Origin of the sequence: Sphaerisporangium flaviroseum, from assembly GCF_039537005.1 — a bacterium.
In the GTDB taxonomy this organism is placed as follows: domain Bacteria; phylum Actinomycetota; class Actinomycetes; order Streptosporangiales; family Streptosporangiaceae; genus Sphaerisporangium; species Sphaerisporangium flaviroseum.
The window spans coordinates 127262-150247 of sequence record NZ_BAAAZR010000004.1 but is presented as its reverse complement, the minus strand read 5'-3'; the positions used below and the strand labels follow the sequence as shown (position 1 = coordinate 150247).

Below are 22986 nucleotides of genomic sequence, written 5' to 3'. Positions count from 1 at the left end.
GGGTCAGGACGCCTTGGCCCACTCGTCGTCGAGGGAGGCGGTCACCTGTTCGACGGTCCTGCCACCGGTGATGAGGTCCTGCGCCGCGGCCCGCCACTTGTCGACCAGCCCGGGCGGCATGCCGTCGTCCCCGGCCTCCCAGCCGAAGGCCTGGACCACGCTGTCGTTCCGCACGCCCTGCTGGTAGAGGTCGTATCCGAGCTTGAACACCGCCCCCGTGTCCGAGGGAGGCGTATATCCCTTGATCGCGGGATACAGGCCGTCATTGTGGACGGAGTTGTCGAGGTTGGCCTTGTCCAGCGTGTACGCCAGGGCGAACTTCTTGGCCTCGGGCAGGTTCTTGGCCGTCGCGCTCACGGAGATGCCGCCGCCGGTGAACGCGGGGACGACCGGGGCGCCGTCGTCGCTCGGCCAGTTGAAGGCGCCGATCTCCCACTTGGGTTTGCGCTTGGCGTCGTCGCCGGCGGCGGCGAACCAGTTGCCCATCGGGTACATCGCGCCCTTCCCGTCGAGGAAGGCCTGCTCGGTGGCCGCGTAGTCCCGTGAGATGTCCTTCTTGTCGATGTAGCCGTTCTTCGCCAGGTCCGCGAACTTGTTCGTGGCCTTGACGAAGTCCGGGTCCTGGAACGTCACCGTTCCGGCGCGCCGCTTGGCCATCCAGTCGGGCGTCCTGGCGTACAGGTCGGTGGCGAGGGTCGCCGTCCAGGCGAGCGTGGAGGCGAAGGGATCCTTGCCGCCGCCGACCACGAACGGGGTGATGCCCTTGGCCTTGAGTTTCGCCGAGGCGTCGAGCAGTTCGGCGTACGTCTTGGGGGGAGCGTCGATCCCGGCCTTGGCGAACAGTTCCTTGTTGTAGTAGACGACCGGGATCGTCTGGGTGTTGGTGGGAAGCTGATAGACCTTGCCCTTGACGGCGCCGTTGTTCGGGAAGGCGAAGTCCTTGAGCTCATCCGGGGTGAAGGGCGCCATGGCGCCGCTCTCGGCGAATCCCGCGGGGGAGACGGCGATCATGACATCGGGGAACTGGCCGGAGGCCAGGAGCTGCTTGGCGTAGGAGACCCGGTCCTCGCTGGGGGAGACGAGCTTCTTCACCGAGATGCCGGGGTACTTGTCGGTGACCCGCTTGATCGCCGCGTCCCAGACCTGTGGCGTGAGGTTGGGCGTCTCGAAGACCAGGAAGGTGATCTCCTTCTTGGCCGTCGCGTCGCCGCTCTGCTGGATGTCACCCTGGCCGACGCTGCACGCGCTGAGCACGACGGTGGCGGTCAGAGCCGTCAGTAAAGCCTTGTGCTTCATGACGAGGTGCCTTCCGATGAATTGTGGGGGGTGTTTCCCGGCGCCACCGCATGCGGCAGGGCGCGGGCCGTTCTCAGCGCGAACACCGTGTCGTACGGATCCCATGTGGTGATCCCGCTGATCGTCAGATGGCCGCCGGACTGCGTGAACGCCAGGTGTTCCCTGGTCCGCACGTCGCGCACCTCCAGGACCCGGCGGCCGTCGTCCCTGACGCGGACCGTGTCCCCCGACGGTCTGGTCAACAGGTGGAGGTAGTACCGGCAAGGATCGTCCCGGCGCACCGTGGTGACGGCGGCGGCGCCCTCGCCGTCGAGGTCCGGCCGTGCTCCGTCATGGGGAGCGCGGCCGTGAGGAGAGCCGCCGCCCTCGGTTCCGCCGATCGATTCCCAGATCCCGTCCAGGTAGGTCGCGGCGAATCGGGTGAATGCCTCCTGGTTCTGCGGAAACCGCCCTCCGTGCCGCGCCCCGAACGCGAGCAGCGACTTGGTGGACGAGCCCGCGTTGGCGACGATGCGCGCGATGACCCGCCCGTGGTCCACCGCTGGATCCCCGCCGGCGTGCCACCAGCTCCCGGCGACGGTGAAGCAGGACTCCGTCAACCGCGGAACGGGGGCAGCGGCGGTGACGCCCGCGCTGACGACGTCCATGGTCGCGTCGGCGGGAAAGCTGTCCTGGTCGTTACTGGACAGGATCCATTCGGGCCGTTCCGCCCGGATCCGGGCGTACAGGCCGCTCCGCCTCCAGTGGCCGTTCTCCTTGTCGATCCAGAATCCCGCCAGATCCGGATAGCGACGCATGACCTCGACGAAGTTGTCGGAGGCGAACTCCCCGAAACCGTCGCGCGTGGTCAGGTCCACGGGCCTGCCCTTGTGCGCGGAGTAGCCCGCCGAGTCGAGGAACTCGACACCGTTCTCGTCGTGCCACCGGGGATCGTCGGTCATGTAGAGCAGGATCTTCTGACCTCTGGACCTGGCCGCCGAGACCAGCTCGCCGAGGAAGTCGCGCCGGGTGGCGGGGCTGCCGGGGATCTGCGACGGCCAGGTGCGGACATAGCCGAGACGGCTGTGGAAGGACGCGAACACCAGGTAGCCGGCGTGGAGTTCCTCGGCCTTGTCGAGCCAGTAACCGGGGGTCCATCCGTCGTTGGTGACGCGGTCCTCCCACGCGCGGACATCTGTGTACGGAGGCCAGGTGCCCATGCCCCAGTGAAGGAAGAGGCCAAGGCTGCTGTTCCGCAGCCATTCCTGGCGAGAACGGGCCGCCAGGGCTTCTTGCCCACCGATCGCCCCACCCGAGCCGGCCATTCCGTCTCCAATCGTGATCGCTCACGTGAGCGGTAACGGAGACGTTCTTCCAACCAGACGAGAATGTCAAGAGTGAGCAGTCAGGTCGAGGCCCGCACGATGAGTTGCGGTTCGATGACGGCCTCGGGGATCTCGCCCTCGTCGGTCCCGCCGAGCAGCAGCGCGGCCTGCTCCACGGCGACCTCGCCCAGGCGTCGCTTGTCGATGTGGAGCGTGGTCAGCGGGGGTTCCACCAGTTCGCCGACGCTCAGTCCGTCGAAACCGAGGAAAGCGCAGTCCTCCGGCACGCGCAGGCCGAGCTTGCGCGCCCTGAGCTGGGCGCCTATGGCGATCATGTCGTTGTAGGCGAACACCGCCGTGACGTCTCGATGGGCCGCCAGCAGCCGCTCCATCGCCGCCGCTCCACCCTCGACCGAGTTGTGCGCGGGCTGGATCCAGCCGGCGTCGACCGTTATCCCACGCTCGTCCATGACCTTGAGATACAGCTCCCGCCGCGTGTTCGGCGCCTCTGACGAGAGGTACATCTCATCGTCCAGCATCGCGATCCGGCGATGCCCGCGGGAGATCAGATACTCGAGGCCCTGCCTCGTCCCGCTCTCGAAGTCGATCCGCACGCCCGGCAACGCCGGCGCCCTGCCGCCCGTGTCGAGCAGGATGAACGGCAGGTTCGCCCCCGCCGCCTTGGCGATCGCGTCATTGTGGAACAGGAAGGCCACACCCACGTCCACCTGGTCGAAGAGCATGTCGATCACCTCCAGCTCCTTGCGGTACTCAGAGCCGGTGTTGTAGACCACGACCTGCCACCCGCGCCGCTCGGCGGCTTGCAGCACCCCTGCCGTCACCTCTGGGAAGAACGGGTTGAGCACGTCGGCGATCACGAGACCGATGGTGATCACATCCTGACGAACCAGGCCCCGGGCAAAGCGGCTCGGGCGATATCCCATCGCCCTGGCCGCGTCGAGAATCCGCTGCCGGGTCTCCGGATCGATCTCGGTCTTGTTGTTGATCGCCCGAGACACGGTCTGCCGGGACACCCCGGTCGCCCGCGCCACATGGTCGATGGTGACCCGGGGCTTTCTGTTGGTCGGCACGATGGGACTGTAACCTCCCCGGCGGCCTTTGGTTATGTCGCGCACGGCGGGGGGCGGCACGGATGTGGCGGCGGCACGGGTGAGCCGGGTGCCGTGCGCGGTGGGAGGTCGGGGTGGGTGAGTCGGTGCCCATTCTGGCCGGTCGTTCGTTCAGGTGCCGGTTCGCGATTCGGGGCTCGTGTCTGCGGGGCGGCGTGGGGGAGTGGTCGTGGGGTCGTGTCAGTGGGGTGGGCCGTAGGGCTCGATGGGGGGATCGGCGAAGGGGCCCGCGGACGGGGGGACGCGGGCGCCCGCCTCCTCGCTGACACGCAGGACGTACAGGCCCTCGACGGGATCGAGCGCGACGAGCCCGTAGGCGGTGTCCACCTCGTCCTCGGTCAGGCCGAGCCGCCGCATGGCCTGCTCGAGGGTCGCCCTCTGCGGAAGTCGTACCGTGACCAGGACCATGTCCCCCACGCTACGCGTCCCGCCTGCGCCCGTACACGGCAGCCTGCTCACAGCCCCGTTCTGGCGGCCCGCCGCTTCAGCGTCCTCAGGACCGCCGCCGTGTCGGCGATGCCGTACCCGTAGTCGTAGTCGAAACCCACGTCGCTGCGATCGTCGGCGGTGCGGTGGAGCAGGGTGCGGAGCTGGCTCGGAGGGAGCTGGGAGGCGGGCCAGCGGGTGCGGATCGCGGCGACGAGCCCGGCGGCCACCGGGCAGGCCGCCGAGGTGCCCGAGTCGGGCTTGTCATCGCCGAAGGCCTTCGAACCGGAGAAGTGCGTGTAAGAGCAGATGTCGGGCTTGCGGTCGCTCAGCCGTCCCGGCCCCTGGGAGGAGTAACCGACCCTCTCGCCGTTGGTGTCGACCCCGCCGACGGACAGGACCTGCGGGTGGGAGTTGGCGCCGACGATCGGCCGGCCGGGGTAGGCGCACCGCCGGTCCCTGCACTCGACCCCGCAGTTGCCGGCCGCGAACAGGATGTCGGCACCGGCCTGTTCGAGACTGCCCACGATGATGTTGAACGGATGGGCGGCGTTGTCGGAGTAGTTGCCGGGCTGCCCGGGAGCCAGGTCCCACAGCGGGGAGAACGACCCCCAGCTGTTGCTGACGACCAGCGCCCGGGTGGCGACGGGCTGCGCCTCCAGGACCGTGCGCAGGTGGGCGAACGCCGCGACCGCGTCGGACAACAGGCCGTCTATGGCCGTGCCTCCCTGCCGTCGTGACAGCAGCACCGGGATGTCGATGAGGGACGCCCGCGGCGCGGCGATCATGGTGTCGAATGCGCACATCGTGCCGTGGTCGACCTCGAAGCCTCCCGCCGAGCCGGAGACGCCGCCGGGATTCCAGCTGCGGCCGTGGTCGATGGTGATGTCCCTGCCCAGGTGGCGGGTGACGTGGGCGGCGTTGATGCCGGTGTCGCAGACCGCCAGCGCCACGCCGGTGCCGTCGTACCCCTCGGAGTGGAGCTCGGGCGTGCCGAGGAGACGGGCGACGTCCTGCCAGGTGCCCACGGGCGGGGTGCCGCCGCAGGTGAGGCTGGTCTCGATGACGGGGTCGGCGTAGACGCCCACCACGTCGCGGTGCCGGCCCGGCAGCAACGTCATGCGCGTCGCGCTGTCGTCGTCGGAGATCTCCCCCCTGACCAGGACCGACGCCTCATCGGGCGCCATGGAGAACACCAGCGGCTGGTGCAGCGACAGCGGGTCGCCTCCCGCGGTCGCCGGCTGCGCCTGGGGGAGCGCCACGGGCGTGAACGAGTGGTCGAGCGCGACCCCGGGAAGCCCGTCGGTGACGTCCGCGGTCGTCGCGGTCAGATCGGGGGCCGCCACGGCGGCGACGACGTCGGGAGAGGGACGGAGCTGGATCAGGACCCGCATGAGGACACCACCTGAGATCGCGAAGACGAACGTCACCACGTTCCTGCATCCGCCTGACCACGTCCACCAGCAGAAATGCCGTGTCACCCGGCATTCGACCACCAAAACGGGTGAACCACCGCCCGGAATTTCCGTGTGTCCCCTGTCGCGATGTGGTCGCGTGTAAACCTTTCGCGGAAGGCGGCGGATTGACTACCTTGAGAGCCATGATCGCCGAGGTAGACACGCCGTCTCGTCCCGAATCCAGCGCCGCAGAGCATCGGATTCCTGTGCGCCCGAGGCTGGTGATCGCCAGCGCGTTCATGCTCTTCCTGGAGCTCGCGCTGATCCGCTGGACCGGCTCCAACATCGTGCACCTCAGCTACTTCACGAACTTCGTGCTGCTCGGCTCGTTCCTCGGCATCGGCCTGGGCTTCCTCCGGGTCGGGCGCACCAGCGCCCAGCCGTACTACTCGCCGGTCGTCCTCGCGGGGCTCGTGCTGATCGTGTTGTTCTTCCCGGTGACGGTGAACCGCGAGACCGAGGGCGTCCTCTACTTCACCAGCCTGTCCACGAGCGGCCCGCCCGCCTGGGCCATCCTGCCCGTGGTGTTCGCCGCGGCGGCGCTGGTGCTGATGGGGCCGGCGGAGCTGGTCGGCAGGTGCTTCCCCGAGCTTCCCCGGCTGGAGGCCTACCGCTACGACCTGATCGGCAGCCTCACCGGCATCGCGATGTTCTCGCTGCTGTCGTTCGCGAGCGCGCCGCCGGTCGCCTGGGGCCTGATCACCGCCTGCGCGTACGGCGCGCTGCTCCAGCCCCGCAGCCTCACGCGCTATGTCGCCCTGGTCGCCGTGCCCTCGCTGGTCATCGTCGGCGCCCTGGCGATGGAGACCTTCACCGCGGGCGCGCTGTGGTCCCCGTACTACAAGGTGACCTCCAAGCGCTTCGACTTCAGCGGCGTTCCCATCATGGACATCTCGGTGAACGGCATCCCGCACCAGCAGGCGATCCCCGCCGTGAACCGGCTGCAGTGGGAGCGTCAGTACGCCCTGCCGTACGAGCGGGCGGCGGTCACCGGCCTCGACGACGTGCTGATCGTGGGCGCGGGAAGCGGCACCGACGTGGCCATCGCCCTGTCGAAGGGCGCGAAGCACGTGGACGCGGTCGAGATCGACCCCAAGCTGAGAGAGCTCGGCGGCACCTACCACCCCGACCAGCCCTACAGCGATCCGCGCGTCACCACCCACGTCACCGACGGCCGGGCCTTCCTGGAAGGCACCGGCAAGAAGTACGACCTCATCCTGTTCGCCCTGCCCGACTCGCTCACGCTGGTCTCCGGCGCCAGCTCGCTCCGCCTGGAGAGCTACCTGTTCACCCAGGAGGCCATGCGTGCCGCCCGCGACCACCTCAAGCCGGGCGGCGCCTTCTCGATGTACAACTACTACCGCGAGCAGTGGCTCGTCGACCGGCTCGCCTCCACGGCGCAGGCCGCCTTCGGGCACAAGCCCTGCGTCGACGAGGTCGGTTCCGGTCAGCAGGCCGTGATCACCGCGGGGGTGACCGCCGACGCGCAACGCTGTGTCCAGGCCTGGGCGGGCGCCAAGGCCGACACGCCGCCCCCCGCGATCGACGACCGCCCGTTCCTCTATCTCCACGGGCGTGACATCCCGTCCATCTACCTCATCGCGCTCGGGCTGATCCTGCTGGTGAGCGTGGTCGCGGTCCGCGCGGTCGCCGGGCCGTTCCGCCGGATGCGCCCCTACGCCGACCTGTTCCTGCTGGGAGTGTCGTTCCTCCTGCTCGAGACCAAGAACGTCACCGGGTTCGCGCTGCTGTTCGGCACCACGTGGGTGGTCAACGCCATCGTGTTCGCCGGGGTGCTCCTCGCCGTGCTGGCCGCGGTGGAGGTGACCCGGCGCTTCCGCACGCCGCCGCTGCGGGTGATGTACGCCATCCTGCTGGGCGGGCTGGTGCTGGCCGCCCTGGTGCCGAACTCCTGGCTGCTCGGCCTTCCCCTGCCGCTGCGGGCGGTGTGCGCGGTGGTGGTCGCGTTCCTGCCGATCTTCGCGGCCAACGTGGTCTTCGCCAAGCGTTTCGCCGAGACCGCCGACGCGACCGTCGCCTTCGGGGCCAACCTCCTCGGCGCCATCCTCGGCGGCTGCCTCGAGTACCTCTCCCTGATCTCCGGCTACGAAAGCCTCCTGGTCGTCGCCGCCCTGCTCTACCTCGGCGCCTTCGTCCTGCTGCCCCGGACCGCCAGAGCGCTGTGACGGCGAACGGCCCGCCCCCCGGGGGCGCATTCCAGGGGTCGTCGCAACACTGTGATCAATGGTTGGCTGCGAGAAGCATAGCGAGACGCTCGGCTGGGATACCCCCGCCGAGCGTCTTTCGTGGTCTGGCTGATCGGCGCTTGCGCTCAGCCCTTAAGCCCACTCTCCAGCAGGCTCATGAGGGCCATGTCATGCATCGGTCCCGACGTGGTCGGGAAGCCGTCAGCGTCGCGAATGTCGGTCGGGCTGTTGCTCGCCGCTGTCCCTTAAGCTCCCTGCCCCACCCGCGGCTGGGGCAGGGGGTGCCCGACAACCTGATTTTCACGCTCTAGTTGCACCATACTATGATCATCGGTATATATAGACGGCATGAACAGTAGGTCGATACAGGAACCGACATTCCTGATCCTCACGGCTTTGGCGGCCGGGCCGCAGCACGGCTACGGCATCATCACCGATGTCCTGGAGATCTCCGGTGAACGCGTGCGGTTGCGCGCCGGCACGCTCTACTCCGCGCTCGACCGGCTCCAGGGCGAGCAAATGATCGAGACCGACCACGAGGAGGTCGTGGACGGCCGGGCCCGGCGCTACTACCGTCTCACCGCCGAGGGCACAGCCCGGCTGTCGGCCGAGGCCGAACGGCTGCGCCGGCACGCCGACACCGCCGCCGCGCGGCTGCGCCGCGGCCCGGCCGCGCGGCCGTCCCTCGGCGGGGCGTTGTGACCGCGCTGGAACGGCGCTACCGCCGGTTACTGGCCTGGTATCCGAAGGACCACCGGGCGCGGCACGAGGAGGAGATGCTTGCCGTGCTGCTGGCGACCTCGACTCCGGGCCAGAATCGCCCGGCCAGGCGGGACGCGCTTGACGTGGTGCGCGGCGGCCTAGCGATCCGGCTCCACCGGGTCGCGCCGCCCGCATCACGGCGGCACTGGCGGGCCGCCATCGACCTGGCCGCCCTCCTCGCCCCGCTCACGCTGTTCGGCGCTGGCCTGTTTCGCGCCGCCGGGTACGCCGGACGGTTCGCCTTCGACCAGGCTCTCCCGCATCTCGTCTATGCCTTGCCGTACGGTCTGATCGTGCTGCTGGCGTGGCTGGGGCGGCGTTGGGCGGCGATCGCTTGCGCGTGGGCCATGGCGGCGCTGAGCGCGGTCGAGCAGGTCCTGCTGCTGTCCCTGCCCGTAGAGACCAGAGTGGTGGGCGACGTGGTTCTCATCTCCGCGAGGCCGATGATCGGTGCAAGCATGCTGCTGTCCACCCTCCCGTCATGCGTCTGCGCGGTGATGCTGACCCTAGCGCCGTCGCCTGGTCCCGGCCCTATGGGGGCGCGGCGGCTGCTGGCCTGGGCGAGCGGGGTGCTGGCCGCGTGCCTCGTAGGCCTCCTGCTGCCCAAGGTCTTCGGGGCTGTCCTGATGCTGGCCGCCCTCGGCACGGTGGCCGTGATGGCACTGCGCTCCCTTGTGGGCCGCCGCACGGCTGCCATCTTGACGCCGTTTCTCGTTGTCGCTGTCATGCCGTCGTGGTTCAGCGATCTGGCGAGTCTGACGGCGGTCGCCGTCGCGACGGCGACGCTGCTGGGCGTCACGGCATGGCTTGCCCGCGCGGGGAAACCCGCCTGACGCCCGTGCAGCAATGGCCCAAGATCGCTGACACATAGCCCAAGTTTCCGCGCGGGAACTTCCGCTACCGCTACCAGCCGCCCACTGCCGCCACCGCCGCAGACTAATCTGCCCATCCACACCTTCCGGGCGCCGAACGATCACCTGTTGGCGGCGAGCAGCATGGTGAGACGCTCGGCTGGGGTATCCCAGTCGAGCGTCTTTCGTGGTCTGGCGTTGAGTTCGGCAGCGACGGCGTCGAGGTCCTCGCGGGTGTGGACGGACAGGTCAGTGCCCTTGGCGAAGTACTGGCGTAGCAGGCCGTTGGTGTTCTCGTTGGAGCCGCGCTGCCATGGGCTTGCCGGGTCGCAGAAGTAGACCGGGATGTCGGTTGCGAGGGTGAAGGCGCCGTGGGAGCCCATCTCTGATCCCTGGTCCCAGGTGAGGGATCGCAGCGGGTGGCGTGGCAGGGTCGTAACGGTCTGGGTGAGAGCCTCACGCATCAGTTCGGCGCTGCGGCCGTACGGAAGGTGGACGAGCATCACGTAGCGGGTACTGCGCTCGACGAGCGTGCCGATGGCGGAGTTGCCGTTCTTGCCGATGACGCAGTCCCCTTCCCAGTGGCCGGGCACGGCTCGGTCGTCGGCCTCGGCAGGGCGCTCGCCGATCATGACCATGGGTGTGCTGTAGCGGGGCCGGCGCTGCTGGGCCAGGCGACGGGGCTTGCAGATGGTCCTGAATGTATGCCCGTAACTCAAGGTTTTCTCGTCCGGTCCGGAGGTTGATGCCGACGATCCGGCACGCCTCCTTGTTGCTCAAGCCCTGCTGCACGAGCCGCAAGTATGCTGCCCGCTCGCGGGAAAGCGCCCTGCGACCCCGAGCGCGTTCCCGGTCCCCCCGGATCTCGAAGTCCATCGCATCCCCTCAACTGAGGTGTTGCGACGACCACTAGAAGAGAAGGGCTGAGGGGCGGGCCGTTGCCGGGCGGGGTGGGTCAGAAGCCGCAGGCCTCGGCGAGCGTCTTGGCGGCGGCCTTGTTCTGCTGGTTGGGCGTCGGGGTCAGGAGGGGGGTGGAGGCCCTCGGAGTGCGGGCCGGGGTGGAGGCGATCGCGGATCCGCTGGGTGTGGGGGACGCGGTGAGCCCTCCGGAGCCTGACGGGGTGGCCCCGGGGCTGGCGGTGACGCCCGCGGCCAGGGGGACGCGGCCGACCCGGCGCTCGGAGTCCTTGATGGCCGCGGCGGTCAGGCGGCGGATCTTCACCCAGTCGGCGGCGCCCGGCCAGACGGTCGGGGGCACGAACTGCAGGCTGGTGGTCTTGCCGTCCTTGACCTTCAGGGCCAGCGGCACCAGGTGTTCCAGCAGGTCGCGCGGGATGTCGGTGCGGAACATGTGCCGGGTGGCGGTGGCGATCTTGCCGAAGTTGGCGAGCACCACGCTGGGCGTGGCCTGGTTGAGCAGCGCGCCCATGACGCAGCGCTGCCGCCCCATCCGGGTGAAGTCGTCGCTGCCGACGCGGGAGCGGCCGTACCAGAGCACGTGCTCGCCGTCGAGCTTCTGGTAGCCGGCCTTGATGGTTCCGGCGGTGCCGAAGTGGCCGCCCCACGGGACGTCGCGCTCCACGCGGATCTTGAGGCCGCCGATCGCGTCGATGAGGGCGGCGAAGCCGTACATGTCGACGATCGCGTAGTAGTCGACCTTGAGGCCGAGGGTGTGGCCGATGGCGTTCTTGAGCTCCTGAGGGCCCTTGCCCTTGCCGACGTGGTCCTCGGCGTACTGCCAGACCTCGTTGAGCAGGCCCTGCCCGGAGTCGCCGGTGAAGCCGTTGGGGAACCTCGCGGCGAGCGGGTCCCCCTTGGGGAAGCGCACGAACTGCAGGTTGCGCGGGAGGCTGAACATGACCGCGTTGCCGGTCCTGACGTCGACGCTGGCCACGGTCATGCTGTCGGTCCGCACGCCGGTCCTGTTGCCGGCGGCGTCACCGCCGACGAGCAGGAAGTTGACCCGGCGCCGGCCGTTCCACGGGTCCTCCTGCTTGATGGGCGCCGCCGTCGTGCCGGCCTGGTCGCTCGGGAAGATGGCGTCGGCGGTCTCGCGCACGGTCATCATGCTGCTCGCGGTCAGCGCGAAGGGCGCCATGACGCTCACGCACAGGATGCCGACCACGATGCCCGAGACGATCTGGCCCGTCTGGGGGAGCCGGTCGGGGCCGAGCGCGATGTAGGACAGGATGACGAGCGCGAACCAGGCCAGTGCGCAGACGGCCGCCACGACGGTCACCGCCACCAGGGTGCTGTCCTTGACGGCAAGGCCCAGGTTCGTGCTGATGACGACGGCGCCGACGACGCCCAGAACAAGAAGGAGGCCGAAGATGCCCAGCAGGATGAAGCCGGTGCGCCGCTGGCCTGCGCGGAGGTGGGCCGCGCCGGGGATCAGCGCTGACAGGGCCGTCCATCCGATGACCGATGCGGCGGTGGGGGCCTTGGCGTAACGGGGAGGCGTGGCGGGCTGCCGCTTCGGGGTGGGATTCTCTCGGCCGTCGCCGGCCGGCTCCCCCACGGTACGCCCCACAGGCGTGGTCACAAGCGCTCCCTCATGACTCTCGGAATCCAGCCGCCAACCAGGAGAAACCCATCGTCGGCCCCCCGCACGTTCACGGATTTCCAGGATTCTAACCCCCATACTTGGACATCACTGACGCAAAGCCAATATCGGGGAATCGGACGGTAACAAGTGTCTTAACTCAGATGATCCTTGACACATGGTGTCAAGACCGGCAAGGCGGGTGTCAGGCCGGTCGTCCGGCCCCTCGGCGCCGGTCATCGCTCTCAGGAGCCAGGCGGAGACCACCCCTAGAACCGGTCGCAACAGGCCGGTCGCCCGGCCCCTCAGGGGCCGGGCGCCGCTCTCAGGAGGTGGTGGAGGCGGGGGCCAGGAAGGTGTTGCACTGGTAGGCCTTGTTGCGTTCGTATCCCTGCCGGAACCATCGGCCGCTGTTGGCCGGCCTGCCGTGGTCACGGGGGTAGCCGGGGTAGTCCCCGACGTTGGAGAAGAAGTAGTACAGGTTGTTGCGGCGGGCCGGCGGGATCGGGTAGCTCGCCGCCACCGACCGCATCCACATGCCGCTCAAGCAGTTCGCCTGGAGCTCGTACTGGCGGCTCAGCGCGTTCCTGCCGCTCTCAGATCGCGAGGCCAGGTGCTTGGTCCACCGCGCGTTGGCGAGCCCGGAGAGCATCTGGACGTGGTGACCGTATTCGTGGGCCATCATGCCGATGATCGCGCCGTGCCAGCTCGAGAGCGAGCCGTATCCGCGTGAGTTGCCGTTGCCACGTGCCATCGCCCTGGTCGAGGCGTAGATCGTCATGTTCCTCGGGCAGTAGTAGGGCACCATGCTGCCCCGCTGCGGGAAGTCGCCGCACGCGCCCCGGCCGCCGCGCGTCGTGATGGCGTACCCCGGCGGGGAGAAGCCGATGCCGACCCGCTGCAGCGCGGGGGCCCACGTCCGGCCCATGCACTTCCCCGTCCTGAGGATCAGCGACTTCAGCTGGGCGTCGTTGAAGATGTTCGTCGCGGGCGCGCGGCAGGAGACGCGCGGCAGCGTGCCGACCCGGTAGACCGTGTTCGCTTTCAGGGTGGTGTTCAGCGCCGGGCGGGTCGTCTGGGTGTTGGTGCTGGTGTTCGACTGCGAGGTGTCGCGCCGGGGCGTCGCCGACGTCTCGGGCCGCTGCGTGGGCCGCGTGTCGACGGGCGAGGACACCGTGGACTCCGGGCTCGGCGTGTACTGGTTGTAGCTCGGCGGCGTGTACGTCGGGATCGCGATGGGCGAGGTCGGGTCGGGGTGCCTGGCGCTCTTCAGCGCCGCGGACCCGATCACCAGCAGGACGAAGACGGCGGCGATCACGCCGAGCAGGCCGCCGATGACGGCCCCGGCGCTCGACTTGCGCTTCGGCGGGTGCCAGTTGGGCGCCAGATGGCCCGGCGACCCGTACGGGCCGGCAGGCGGGCCGGGCGGGCCGTTCCATCCGGGCGCGGGAGGCTGGTACGGCGCCTGGCCGCCCGGCGGCGGGGGTGGAGCCTGGTACGGCGGCTGGGAAGGTCCCGGCCCGTACGGCTGGCCGTAGGGCTGTCCGGGCCCCTGCGGTGGATACGGCTGCGCGGGTCCCTGCGGCGGGTACGGCTGCGCGGGGCCCTGGCCCGGGGGGTACGCGGGGCCCTGCCCCGGATACGGCTGCTGCCCCGGGTAGGGCTGCCGGCCGGGGTACGGCTGCCCCTGCGGGGGCGGTGCCGCGGGCGGGTATCCCTGTGGCGGGTATCCCGGGGGCGGCTGCTGCGATCCCCGGGGCGGGTACGGCTGCGCGGGAGGCGCCTCCTGCGGTCCGGGACCGGCGTGCCGGCCCGGATCCTGCGGGGGTGGATAGGGATGGCGTCCCCCCGGCGGGGGTGGTGGTGGATGGTGTCCACTGGTAGCCATTAATGCGCCCCCTTCCCGGCCTCACAGGGCCGAGCGTTCTCCCCAGTCACAAGATCCACATTCTGGCGCATTTAGGGCAGAACTGTACTCATTTCTCAGTAGTCACGCATGTAGCCGTATCTGGTTACATTCTGAAATCATCCAAGGTGATCTCTGCGATGTTCCGGAATCGCCGCACCCCTCTGCCCTAGCTTCGAACCCATGAATCTGCAGCAGCTCCGTTATGTGGTCGCCACTGCGGAGCACCGCACCATGACCGACGCGGCCAGATCGCTTTACATCGCGCAGCCCGCGCTTTCCCGCGCGATCCGCGACTTGGAACGTGAACTCGGCATGACGCTTTTCGCTCGTTCGGGCCGGGGCGTCGTGGTGACGCCCCAAGGCCGCCGCGTCGTCAAACTCGCCAAGGAAGCCCTCGACGCCGTGCATGAGATCGAGGCGCTGGCCACGCACACGCATTCGGGGGGAAGCGAACTGCGCATCGCCTCGCCGCCGAGCCTGGAGTCGGGGCTGGCGGGCCGCCTGCTTCCCGCCTACGTCTCCGAGCATCCGGGCGTGCGCGTGCACATCGTCCGGTGTGACGGGCGTGACGGTGTCGTGAACGCGATCAGGGAGCAGCGCGCCGATCTCGGGCTGACCGATTTACCGGTTCCGGCCGATCTGGTGAGCCATCCCCTGGAACGGCAGGAGATCGTGCTGATCTCGCCGCCCGGGCTCGATCTCCCCGAGTCGATCCCGATGATCCGCATGAACGGCATGAGGCTGGTCCTTCCGCTGCCGGGCAGCGCGCGGCGCAGGGAGTTCGACCAGCTGTTCGCCACCTACGGCGTGCGGCCCATCGTCGCCGCGGAGACCGACGAACGCGGTGGCTGGCTGTCGACGATCCGTTCGGCCTCGGCGTCCCTGCTGGGGTATCGCGGGATGGCGGAGCAGGCGGTCAGGGCCGGGCTGGTGGTCCGCTCCCTCGACCCGCCGCTGCGTCGGATCATCGCGCTGGTGCACGCGCGCAGGCGCCTTCCGGGCATGGCACAGGACTTCCTTACCGTGGCAGAGAACAGATCTGCAGTCTGAGCCGTTTTGGAGCGTTCCCATGGCGCTCCGCACCGGCCGGAAGCGTCCGTGCCCTGCCGGCGAAGCGGCGTAGGCTTGCCGCGATGCCTACTTTGCGCCTGCGCGACCGCGAGTTCCGGCCAGGCGAATTCGCCGTCATGGCCGTGGTCAACCGCACCCCCGACTCCTTCTACGACCAGGGCAGGACATTCGGCTTCGACGCCGCCCTGGCGGCCGTCGGCGAGGCGGTCCGGTCCGGGGCCGACATCGTCGACATCGGCGGGGTGAAGGCGGGCCCGGGTGACATCGTGGACGCCGACGAGGAGATCCGCAGGGTCGTCGACCTGGTCCGCGCGATGCGCGAGACCCATCCCGATCTGGTGATCAGCGTGGACACCTGGCGAGCCGAGGTCGGCGAGGCGGTCGCCCAGGCCGGGGCCGACCTGCTGAACGACACCTGGGGCGGCCCCGATCCCGGCCTGGCCGAGGTCGCGGCCAAGCACGGCATCGGACTGGTGTGCGCCCACGCCGGAGGCGTCACCCCGAGGACCCGGCCGCACCGCATCGCCTACGACGACGTGGTGGCCGACGTGATCTCCCACACCCTCCGGCTCGCCGAGCGCGCCGTACGGGCCGGCGTGCGCGAGGACGCGATCCTCATCGACCCGGCCCACGACTTCGGCAAGAACACCTGGCACTCCCTGGAGGTCGGCCGCAGGCTCTCGGAGATGGTCGCCACGGGGTGGCCGGTGCTCGTCGCCGTCTCCAACAAGGACTTCGTGGGCGAGGTGCTGGGCGGGCTTCCCGTCGCCGAGCGCCACGCGGGAAGCCTGGCCACGCTCGCCGTATCGGCGTGGCAGGGAGCCAGGGTCTTCCGCGTCCACGACGCCGCCTCCGCCAGGACCGCGCTCGCCGCCGTCGAGCGCCTCAGGCGCGGCTGAGCCGGACGGGACGCCTCCCGGGCACAAGGAAGTCGCGGTGGCCCGCGCTCAGCTGTAGATGACCGACAGGAACCTGATGAGGATCGCCTCGCGGGTCTCGGCGGGCAGGGCGTCGAGGACCGTGTTGACCGTCGCCATCTCCGGCTGCCCCTCGCCGCCGAGCTCCACCCCGACGGACGCGGCCAGCTCGGTGAACGTCGCGTCGTCCAGCGCGTCCAGGTCGAGCGTGGCCAGGATCTCGGTCAGCCCCTCGGGGATCCGCGCCGGGCCCCTCTGCCTGGCGGCCGCCGCCGACGCGGCGATCACCTCCAGCATCGCCTCCACACCGGCCAGGGTGACCCCGGTGACCGTGACGTGCAGGTTCGCCGGGATGCCCGCGTAGGACAGCTGGGGCTGCAGGAACCAGCCGAGCCTGCGCGCCTCGTCCGACAGCACGAACACGTCCACGCCGTCCTCACCGGCGAACGCCACGAGCGACGACTCCGGCTCGCCCAGGACGCGCAGGCCCGGGATCTCCCCGATGCCCTCGACGAGCCTGCGGGTGGCCTCCAGGGTGCTCTTGGCGAGCTCCAGGTAGCCGCTGCGGCCCAGCGCGTTCAGGGTCGCCCACGCGCCGCCGAGCGGGCCCGCCGACTTCGAGCTCTGCACGGTGGCGTTGATCACCGTGTACCCCGGCCAGGCGGCCGAGGCGAAGTACGCGGCGCGGCGCAGCGCGGGGTCGGCGAACAGCACCACCGAGGCGCCCTTGGGCGCGTAGCCGAACTTGTGCAGGTCGCAGGAGATGGACGTCACGCCGGCCACCGACAGGTCGAAGGGCGGGACCGCCGCCCCCGCCTCCGCCAGCCACGGCAGCAGCCAGCCGCCGACGCAGGCGTCCACGTGGCACAGCACACCGCGGGAGGCGGCGAGCGCCGCGATGTCGGTGACCGGGTCGATGACGCCCTGCGGGTAGGAAGGGGCCGAGACCACGACCAGCACGGTCTCGGGCGTGATCGCCGCGGCCACGGCGGCCGGGTCGGCACGGAAGGTCACGGCGTCCACCGGCACGGGCACCACCTCGACACCGAGGTAGTGCGCAGCCTTGTGGAACGCCGGATGCGCGGTCACCGGCACCACGATCCGCGGCGTCCCGGCGACGGGGCGGGTGTCCCTGGCGGCCTTCACGGCCAGCATGATCGACTCGGTGCCGCCGCTGGTGAAGATGCCCGGGGTGTGCGGGCCGCCGCCGAGGAGGTCGGCCACCGCCCCGACGACCTGCTTCTCCATCGCGACGATGCTCGGGAACGCCGTGGGGTCCAGGGTGTTCACTTCGAGCATCTCGAAGTAGGCCCGCGCGGCCGCCTCGTGCACCTCGGGACGGCCGGTGTCGTAGACGTACGCGGTGACCTTGCCACCGCGAACCTGCAGGTCGTCGCGCTTGAGCCGGGCGATCTCGGCGAGGAGCTCGTCGGCGGGACGGCCGTTCTCGGGCAGCACGGGTCCTCCCTTGTGCACGGTGGCACCGGCGGTGCGGGCGTCACCGCGCACACACCAGCCCAACTCGGTCGGCGAGGGACATTACCACGCGATCACGTGGCGGAGAGCGGCAGCCGTACGACGGCGCGCAGGCCGGGGGAGGCGTCCTCCAGGTGGACCGAGCCGCCGTGGGCGCGGACGGTCTCGCGGACGATGGCCAGGCCGAGCCCGGCCCCGCCGTCGTCGCGGCTGCGGGAGCTGTCGAGCCGGGTGAACCTGTTGAACACGCGCTCCCTGTCGGCCTCGGGGATCCCCGGCCCGTCGTCCGTGACCGTGATCACCGCTTCGGCCCCCTCCGTGCTCAGCTCCACGCCCACCTGCGAGCCCGCGTGGCGCACGGCGTTGTCCAGCAGGTTGACCAGGACCCGCCCGAGGTCCATGGCGTCGCCGTCGACCACCGCCGGCCGCGCCACCGTGACCTTCACGAGGACGTCGCCGTACCGCTCCGCCGTGGCGCCGATCAGCTCGCCGAGGTCGACGGGCTGCCGGCGGGCCGGGCTCCGCCGCTCGTCGAGGCGCGCCAGGGTGAGCATCCCCTCGGCGAGCCGGCTGAGGCGCAGCGTGTCCTCAAGGACGCCCTCCGCCGTCTCGGGCCACTCCTGCCCATCCGGGTGGCCGAGCGCGACCTCCAGTTGCAGGCGGATGCTGGCGAGAGGGCTGCGCAGCTCGTGGGCCGCGTCCGAGATCAGCGCGCGCTGCGAGGCCTCGGCGGCCTCCAGCCGGGCCAGCATGTCGTTGAGCGTGGTGGCCAGCTCGTGCACCTCGTCACGCGCCTCGGGGACCGGGAGCCTGCGCGCGCGGGCGGTCCCGCTGATCTCCGCCGCGCCCCGGCGCAGCGCCGTGATCGGCCGGAGCGTACGCCCGATGATCAGCCAGCTGGCGGCGCCGAGCAGCAGGAGCAGCACCGGGGTGCCGATGACCAGCATGTGGACGGTGGTGGTCAGGCTGTCCCCGACGTCCTTGAACGACCGCGCGACGATCACCGTCCTGCCGCGGTCGGCGCGCAGGACGACCACGCGCAGCGGCCCCGGAATGCCGTACGGGCCGCCGTCCACGAACCGGCCCTGGCCGTCGGGCAGCACGGACTCCCGCGCGCGGGCGCCCACCAGCGGGACCAGGCGGTCGGCGCCGAGGGTGACGTGGCTGATGCGGCCCCGGGAGTCGAGCACCTGGACGATCGTGCCGTCAGAGACGGGGACGGGGTCGGACAGCCGGCCGTCGTCCGCGAGCGCGACCACTTCCCTGGCCCGCTGGTAGGCGACCTTGTCCGTGGAGGCGATCAGCGCCTGGCCGAGCACGCCGACCAGCAGCCAGGCCGCCACGGCCAGCGCCAGCGCCAGGACCGCCGAGGCGGTGGCGGTCAGCCGGAAGCGGAGGCTCTTGCGCCGCCACCAGTTCAGCGGCGACCGGTCAGCCTCCATCGCCCACCAGCCGGTAGCCCGCTCCGCGCACGGTCTGCAGGGCGTTACGCCCGAACGGGACGTCGATCTTCCTGCGCAGGTAGCCGACGTAGACCTCGACCACGTTGGGGTCGGTGTCGTAGGTGTCCCAGACGTGCTCCAGGATCTCGGACTTCGACACCACCTCGCCGGGACGGCGCAGCAGGAACTCCAGCAGGCCGAACTCCCGCGGCGTCAGCTCGATCGCGGTGTCGCCGCGCGTGACCGTGCGGCCCGCCGGGTCCAGGGTGAGGTCCCCCGACCGCAGCACCGCAGGGCGGCGGCGCGCGCCACGCCGCATGAGTGCCCGCAGACGGGCCACCAGCACGACGTAGGAGAACGGCTTGGTGAGGTAGTCGTCGGCGCCCAGGTCGAGGCCGTCCGCCAGGTCGTACTCCCCGTCCTTGGCCGAGAGCATCAGGATCGGCACCCAGTTCTCCTCGGCCCGCAGCCGCTTGCACACGTTGTAGCCGGAAAGCCCGGGCAGCATGATGTCGAGCACGACCACGTCGTAGTCGCCCTCCCTGGCCAGGTGCAGGCCGTCCTCGCCGTCGTGGGCCAGGTCGACCGCGAAGCCCTCGGCCTGCAGCCCGCGCCGCAGCGCGGCGGCCATCCGCCTCTCGTCCTCGACGACGAGCACGCGCATCCGGACCTCCCGAGAAGTGACACCTGTCCCGCCATCTTGGCCTGTCCCCCCTGAGACCCGGCTGAGAGCCGGCGGCGGCCCCAGACCTTCCCACCTGCGGAAGCCGCCGGGGCGGGTCGCAGCTGAGAGCCCTCTCAGTCTGTCTCAGCTTCGGCACAGGCTCCGCACGGCAGTCTGCGGATGTCGGATCAGGAAGACATACCGTTAAGGAGTGACATGTCGCCCCAGTCGAGAAGAGCACGCGCCGTGAGGTGGGGAGTCCCGGTCGCAGCCATCGCCGTGGTGGGAGCCGCGGTCGGCGCGGGGCCGGTCATCGCCGCCGTCCAGGGCGATCCCTCCCTCCCCGACCGCACCGCCGAGCAGTTGCTCGCGGAGGTCGCCAAGGCGGCGCACGACAGGCAACCGCCCGCGATGTCGGGCACCCTGGTGGAGACGGCTTCCCTCGGCCTGCCCTCGCTGCCGATCCCCGGGGGCACGAGCAGCTCGCCGCTGTCCCTGCTGTCGGGCTCGCACACGATCCGGGTCTGGTACGGCGGGGACGGCCGGGTACGGCTCGCGCTGCCCGGCCAGATGAGCGAGACCGACTTCATCTCCACCGGCAAGGGCGAGGCCTGGGTGTGGGAGAGCACCTCCAACACCGCCACGCGCTTCAAGCTGCCGGCGGGGGCCAAGGCCACCGGCCTCGAGACCGCGCACTCCGCCCTGCCCACCGCCACGACCCCCAACGAGCTGGCGGCCCACGCGCTGAAGGCGGCCGAGACCAACACGGCCGTCACGGTCGAGAACGGCCAGCACATCGCGGGCCGCGCGGCCTACCAGCTCGTCCTCACGCCCAAGGACTCCTCGTCCCTGGTCAAGGAGGTCAAGCTCGCGCTCGACGGGGAGACCTACGTCCCGCTGCGCGTCCAGGTCTTCGCCAAGGGCGCGGCCGAGCCGGCGTTCGAGGTCGGCTTCACCCAGGTGACGTTCTCCGCGCCCGCTCCGGAGAACTTCGCCTTCACCCCGCCGGCCGGCGCCAAGGTCGAGGAGAAGACGATCGGCGCCGCAGGCAAGGACTCCCATGAGCTGGGGGCCGACCACGGCCCACTGGCCAAGGAAGCGGACAAGCCCCGCATGTCGGGCAGTGGCTGGGGGACCATCGTCCAGATGCCTTTCTCGATCGACGACCTCGCCAAGCAGGAGGCGGGGCGCGAGAACGGGCGCGGCGGTGACCCGGCCCAGATGGTCAACTCGCTGCTGAAGTCGGCCAAGCAGGTCTCCGGGCCCTGGGGGAGCGGCAGGGTCGTCCAGAGCAAGCTGGTCTCCGCGCTGCTCACCGACGACGGCAGGCTGCTGGTCGGCGCGGTGACCCCCGAGGCGCTGGCCGAGGCGGCCGGCCACAAGTGATGACGACGACGATGGGGGAGGGGGCGCACGAGGCGGCGCCCCCTCAAGGGGCCCCGCACATGCCTGGCGACTGCTCGATCGTGTCGCGAGGGCTGACCAAGCGCTTCCGCGGCGGGCAGGTCGCCGTCGACGATCTGCACCTCGCGGTGCCGCGCGGCTCGGTCTTCGGCTTCCTCGGCCCCAACGGTTCGGGCAAGACCACGACCATCCGCATGCTGCTCGGCCTGATGAACCCCACCAGCGGGGGCTGTGAGGTGCTCGGCCAGGCCATGCCCGCCGGGCTCGCCGCCGCCCTGCCGAAGGTCGGAGCCCTCGTCGAGGGGCCGGCCTTCTACCCCTACCTCTCCGGCGAGGCGAACCTGCGCCGCTACGACGCCGCGGACCCGACCGCCGACCCCCGCACGGTCACCGGCAGGGTCGGCGTCGCGCTGGACCGGGTAGGGCTCGGCGCGGCGGCCGGGAAGAGGTACCGGGCGTACTCCCTCGGCATGCGCCAGCGCCTGGCCATCGCCGCCGCGCTGCTCGGCCCGCGCGAGCTGCTCGTGCTGGACGAGCCGACCAACGGGCTGGACCCGCAGGGCACCAGGGAGGTGCGGTCTCTGATCAAGGACATCGCGGCGGACGGCACCACCGTCTTCGTCTCCTCCCACCTGCTGACCGAGGTGGAGCAGATGTGCACCCACGTCGGCGTGATGCGCACCGGGCGGCTGGTCGCCCAGGGGCCGATCGCCGAGCTGCGAGGCGGGCACGCTCCCCGCGTCCGCGTGGAGAGCCCCCATCCCGGCCAGGCGGCGGACGTGCTGCGAGGCCTCGGCCTCGCCGACGTGCGCACCGGGGAGCAGGAGGTCACGGCCGAGCTCGGCGGCCTCGAGCCGGAGCGTGTCTGCGCGGAGCTCGTGAGGGACGGCGTCGCCGTACGCGGCTTCGCCGTCACGCGGCCGAGTCTGGAAGAGCTGTTCGTGGGCCTGACAGGAGAGGGATTCGATGTCGACGGTTAGAACGGCGCGGACCGCCACGCCGGTGGCCGCCCCCACGCCCCCGGTGGATCGGCCCGCCGAGCAGCCCGCCGAGCAGCCCGCCGAGCGGTCCACCGGGCGGCCTGCCGGGCCTGGCGCGGCGGTGATGGCGCCCGGGAGCCGGGGGCCGGTGCGGGCGGCGCTACGGCTGCTGCGCTCGGAGCTCGGACTCACCTTCCGCAGGCCGCGCAACATCGCGATGCTGGTCGTGCTCGCCTTCGTCCCGGTGCTGATCGGGATCGTGCTCCGGGTCGTCGACTCGGACGCCGAGGCGCCCTCGATCATCACGCAGGTGGCGGGCAACGGGCTGATGCTGACCTTCGCCTCGCTGACGCTGCTGGTCGAGCTGCTTCTCCCGCTTGCCGTCGCGGTCGTCGCGGGCGACTCGATCGCGGGGGAGGCCAACGGCGGCACCCTGAGGTACCTGCTCACCGCCCCGGCCGGGCGCACCCGCCTGCTGGTCGTGAAGTTCGCCAACGTGGCCGTCTTCGCGCTCGCCGCGTGCTCGGTCGTCGCGGTCGCCGCGCTGGTCACCGGCTTCGCGCTGTTCCCCGTGGGCCCGGTCACGCTGCTTTCCGGTACGACGGTGCCGCTCGCCGACGGGCTGCTGCGCGTCCTGATCGTCACCGGGTACAGCGCCGCGGGGATGGCGGCGCTCGGGGCCGTCGGCCTGGCCGTCTCGACGCTGACCGAGGTGCCGATCGGCGCGGTCGCGGCGACCGTCGTGACCGTGGTCTTCTCGCACGTCTTCAGCCTGATCCCGCAGCTCGAGGCGGTGCAGCCCTACCTGCTGACCTCGTGGTGGGGTGCCTTCGACGGCGCGTTGCGCGACCCGGTCGCGAGCGACGTGATGACCCAGGGGCTGCTGGTGTTCGCCGCCTACGCGGTGGTCTTCGGCTCGATCGCCTGGGGCCGCTTCTCCGGCCGCGACATCACCAGCTGAGCCGGGTCCGGGCGCTCGCGCACCAGGACCCGGTCACCAGGTCACGCGCCGTCCCGCCCACCGGCCAGCGGCGGGAAGGCCCGCGGGCCGGCGGCGGAACGGCCCGCGGGTCAGTGGCGGGGACAGGCCCGCGGGCCGGCGGCGGAACGGCCCGCGGGCCGGCGGCGGAACGGCCCGCGGGTCAGTG

General features: G+C 70.8%; 18 protein-coding genes and 1 pseudogene. 8 read left to right on the top strand and 11 right to left on the bottom strand.

What is annotated here, in order from left to right; genetic code table 11:
- Positions 1–3: 3 nt before the first annotated feature.
- The 5 genes from ABD810_RS12450 to ABD810_RS12430 all read right to left on the bottom strand — a co-directional run bounded on the left by ABD810_RS12450 (position 4) and on the right by ABD810_RS12430 (position 5586).
- Positions 4–1296 (bottom strand): ABC transporter substrate-binding protein, encoded by a 1293-nt coding sequence (locus ABD810_RS12450; protein ID WP_344938172.1) that lies wholly within the window; start codon positions 1294–1296, stop codon positions 4–6.
- Positions 1293–2600, bottom strand: a complete 1308-nt coding sequence (locus ABD810_RS12445; protein ID WP_344938170.1) for an alpha-L-fucosidase — start codon at positions 2598–2600, stop codon at positions 1293–1295. The genes ABD810_RS12450 and ABD810_RS12445 overlap by 4 nt, the downstream gene beginning before the upstream one ends.
- Before the next feature lie 80 nt (positions 2601–2680).
- Positions 2681–3691 (bottom strand): LacI family DNA-binding transcriptional regulator, encoded by a 1011-nt coding sequence (locus ABD810_RS12440; protein WP_344938168.1) that lies wholly within the window; start codon positions 3689–3691, stop codon positions 2681–2683.
- A 219-nt stretch (positions 3692–3910) separates the two neighbouring features.
- The gene (locus ABD810_RS12435) at positions 3911–4138 is read right to left on the bottom strand and encodes a hypothetical protein (protein WP_344939021.1); all 228 of its coding nucleotides are present in this window, start codon (positions 4136–4138) and stop codon (positions 3911–3913) included.
- A 47-nt stretch (positions 4139–4185) separates the two neighbouring features.
- Positions 4186–5586: a S8 family peptidase gene (locus tag ABD810_RS12430; RefSeq protein ID WP_344938166.1), complete on the bottom strand. Its 1401-nt coding sequence runs from the start codon at positions 5584–5586 to the stop codon at positions 4186–4188.
- A 233-nt stretch (positions 5587–5819) separates the two neighbouring features.
- Here ABD810_RS12430 and ABD810_RS12425 point away from each other — a divergent pair, with 233 nt between their 5' ends.
- The 3 genes from ABD810_RS12425 to ABD810_RS12415 all read left to right on the top strand — a co-directional run bounded on the left by ABD810_RS12425 (position 5820) and on the right by ABD810_RS12415 (position 9415).
- Complete coding sequence (locus ABD810_RS12425; protein WP_344938165.1) at positions 5820–7799, top strand: spermine/spermidine synthase domain-containing protein; 1980 nt, start codon at positions 5820–5822, stop codon at positions 7797–7799.
- 369 nt (positions 7800–8168) lie between these two features.
- Positions 8169–8522 carry a PadR family transcriptional regulator gene (locus ABD810_RS12420; RefSeq protein ID WP_344938163.1) on the top strand — a complete coding sequence of 118 codons (354 nt, stop codon included), beginning with the start codon at positions 8169–8171 and terminating at the stop codon, positions 8520–8522.
- A complete protein-coding gene (locus ABD810_RS12415; RefSeq protein ID WP_344938161.1) occupies positions 8519–9415 on the top strand; it encodes a hypothetical protein in 897 nt (298 codons plus the stop codon). Before ABD810_RS12420 ends, ABD810_RS12415 begins: the two co-directional genes overlap by 4 nt.
- 140 nt (positions 9416–9555) lie before the next feature.
- Here the strand turns inward: ABD810_RS12415 and ABD810_RS12410 are convergent.
- The 3 genes and pseudogenes from ABD810_RS12410 to ABD810_RS12400 form a co-directional block, all read right to left on the bottom strand.
- Positions 9556–10137: pseudogene (locus ABD810_RS12410) on the bottom strand (IS30 family transposase); the annotation flags it as partial.
- Positions 10138–10388: 251 nt separating this feature from the next.
- Positions 10389–11975: an LCP family protein gene (locus ABD810_RS12405; RefSeq protein ID WP_344938159.1), complete on the bottom strand. Its 1587-nt coding sequence runs from the start codon at positions 11973–11975 to the stop codon at positions 10389–10391.
- Positions 11976–12300: 325 nt separating this feature from the next.
- Positions 12301–13863, bottom strand: a complete 1563-nt coding sequence (locus tag ABD810_RS12400; RefSeq protein WP_344938157.1) for a neutral zinc metallopeptidase — start codon at positions 13861–13863, stop codon at positions 12301–12303.
- Between the two features lie 201 nt (positions 13864–14064).
- On the opposite strand from ABD810_RS12400, the gene ABD810_RS12395 reads away from it, so the two are divergent.
- Together ABD810_RS12395 and folP are read left to right on the top strand one after the other, a co-directional pair.
- The gene (locus ABD810_RS12395; RefSeq protein ID WP_344938155.1) at positions 14065–14934 is read left to right on the top strand and encodes a LysR family transcriptional regulator; all 870 of its coding nucleotides are present in this window, start codon (positions 14065–14067) and stop codon (positions 14932–14934) included.
- 83 nt (positions 14935–15017) lie between these two features.
- Positions 15018–15854 (top strand): dihydropteroate synthase, encoded by an 837-nt coding sequence (folP, locus tag ABD810_RS12390; RefSeq protein ID WP_344938154.1) that lies wholly within the window; start codon positions 15018–15020, stop codon positions 15852–15854.
- Between the two features lie 48 nt (positions 15855–15902).
- Here the strand turns inward: folP and ABD810_RS12385 are convergent, their stop codons facing one another.
- The 3 genes from ABD810_RS12385 to ABD810_RS12375 form a co-directional block, all read right to left on the bottom strand.
- Positions 15903–17330 carry a pyridoxal phosphate-dependent decarboxylase family protein gene (locus tag ABD810_RS12385; RefSeq protein ID WP_344938152.1) on the bottom strand — a complete coding sequence of 476 codons (1428 nt, stop codon included), beginning with the start codon at positions 17328–17330 and terminating at the stop codon, positions 15903–15905.
- 92 nt (positions 17331–17422) lie between these two features.
- The gene (locus ABD810_RS12380; protein WP_344938150.1) at positions 17423–18790 is read right to left on the bottom strand and encodes a sensor histidine kinase; all 1368 of its coding nucleotides are present in this window, start codon (positions 18788–18790) and stop codon (positions 17423–17425) included.
- Positions 18780–19454, bottom strand: a complete 675-nt coding sequence (locus ABD810_RS12375) for a response regulator transcription factor (protein ID WP_344938148.1) — start codon at positions 19452–19454, stop codon at positions 18780–18782. Before ABD810_RS12375 ends, ABD810_RS12380 begins: the two co-directional genes overlap by 11 nt.
- Before the next feature lie 216 nt (positions 19455–19670).
- Here ABD810_RS12375 and ABD810_RS12370 point away from each other — a divergent pair, with 216 nt between their 5' ends.
- The 3 genes from ABD810_RS12370 to ABD810_RS12360 are packed head-to-tail and all read left to right on the top strand — an operon-like array spanning position 19671 to position 22799.
- Positions 19671–20840, top strand: coding sequence for a LolA family protein (locus ABD810_RS12370; RefSeq protein WP_344938146.1), 1170 nt, complete (start codon positions 19671–19673; stop codon positions 20838–20840).
- Between the two features lie 59 nt (positions 20841–20899).
- A complete protein-coding gene (locus ABD810_RS12365; RefSeq protein WP_344938144.1) occupies positions 20900–21838 on the top strand; it encodes an ABC transporter ATP-binding protein in 939 nt (312 codons plus the stop codon).
- A complete protein-coding gene (locus ABD810_RS12360) occupies positions 21825–22799 on the top strand; it encodes an ABC transporter permease (RefSeq protein WP_344938142.1) in 975 nt (324 codons plus the stop codon). Before ABD810_RS12365 ends, ABD810_RS12360 begins: the two co-directional genes overlap by 14 nt.
- Positions 22800–22986 lie beyond the last annotated feature (187 nt).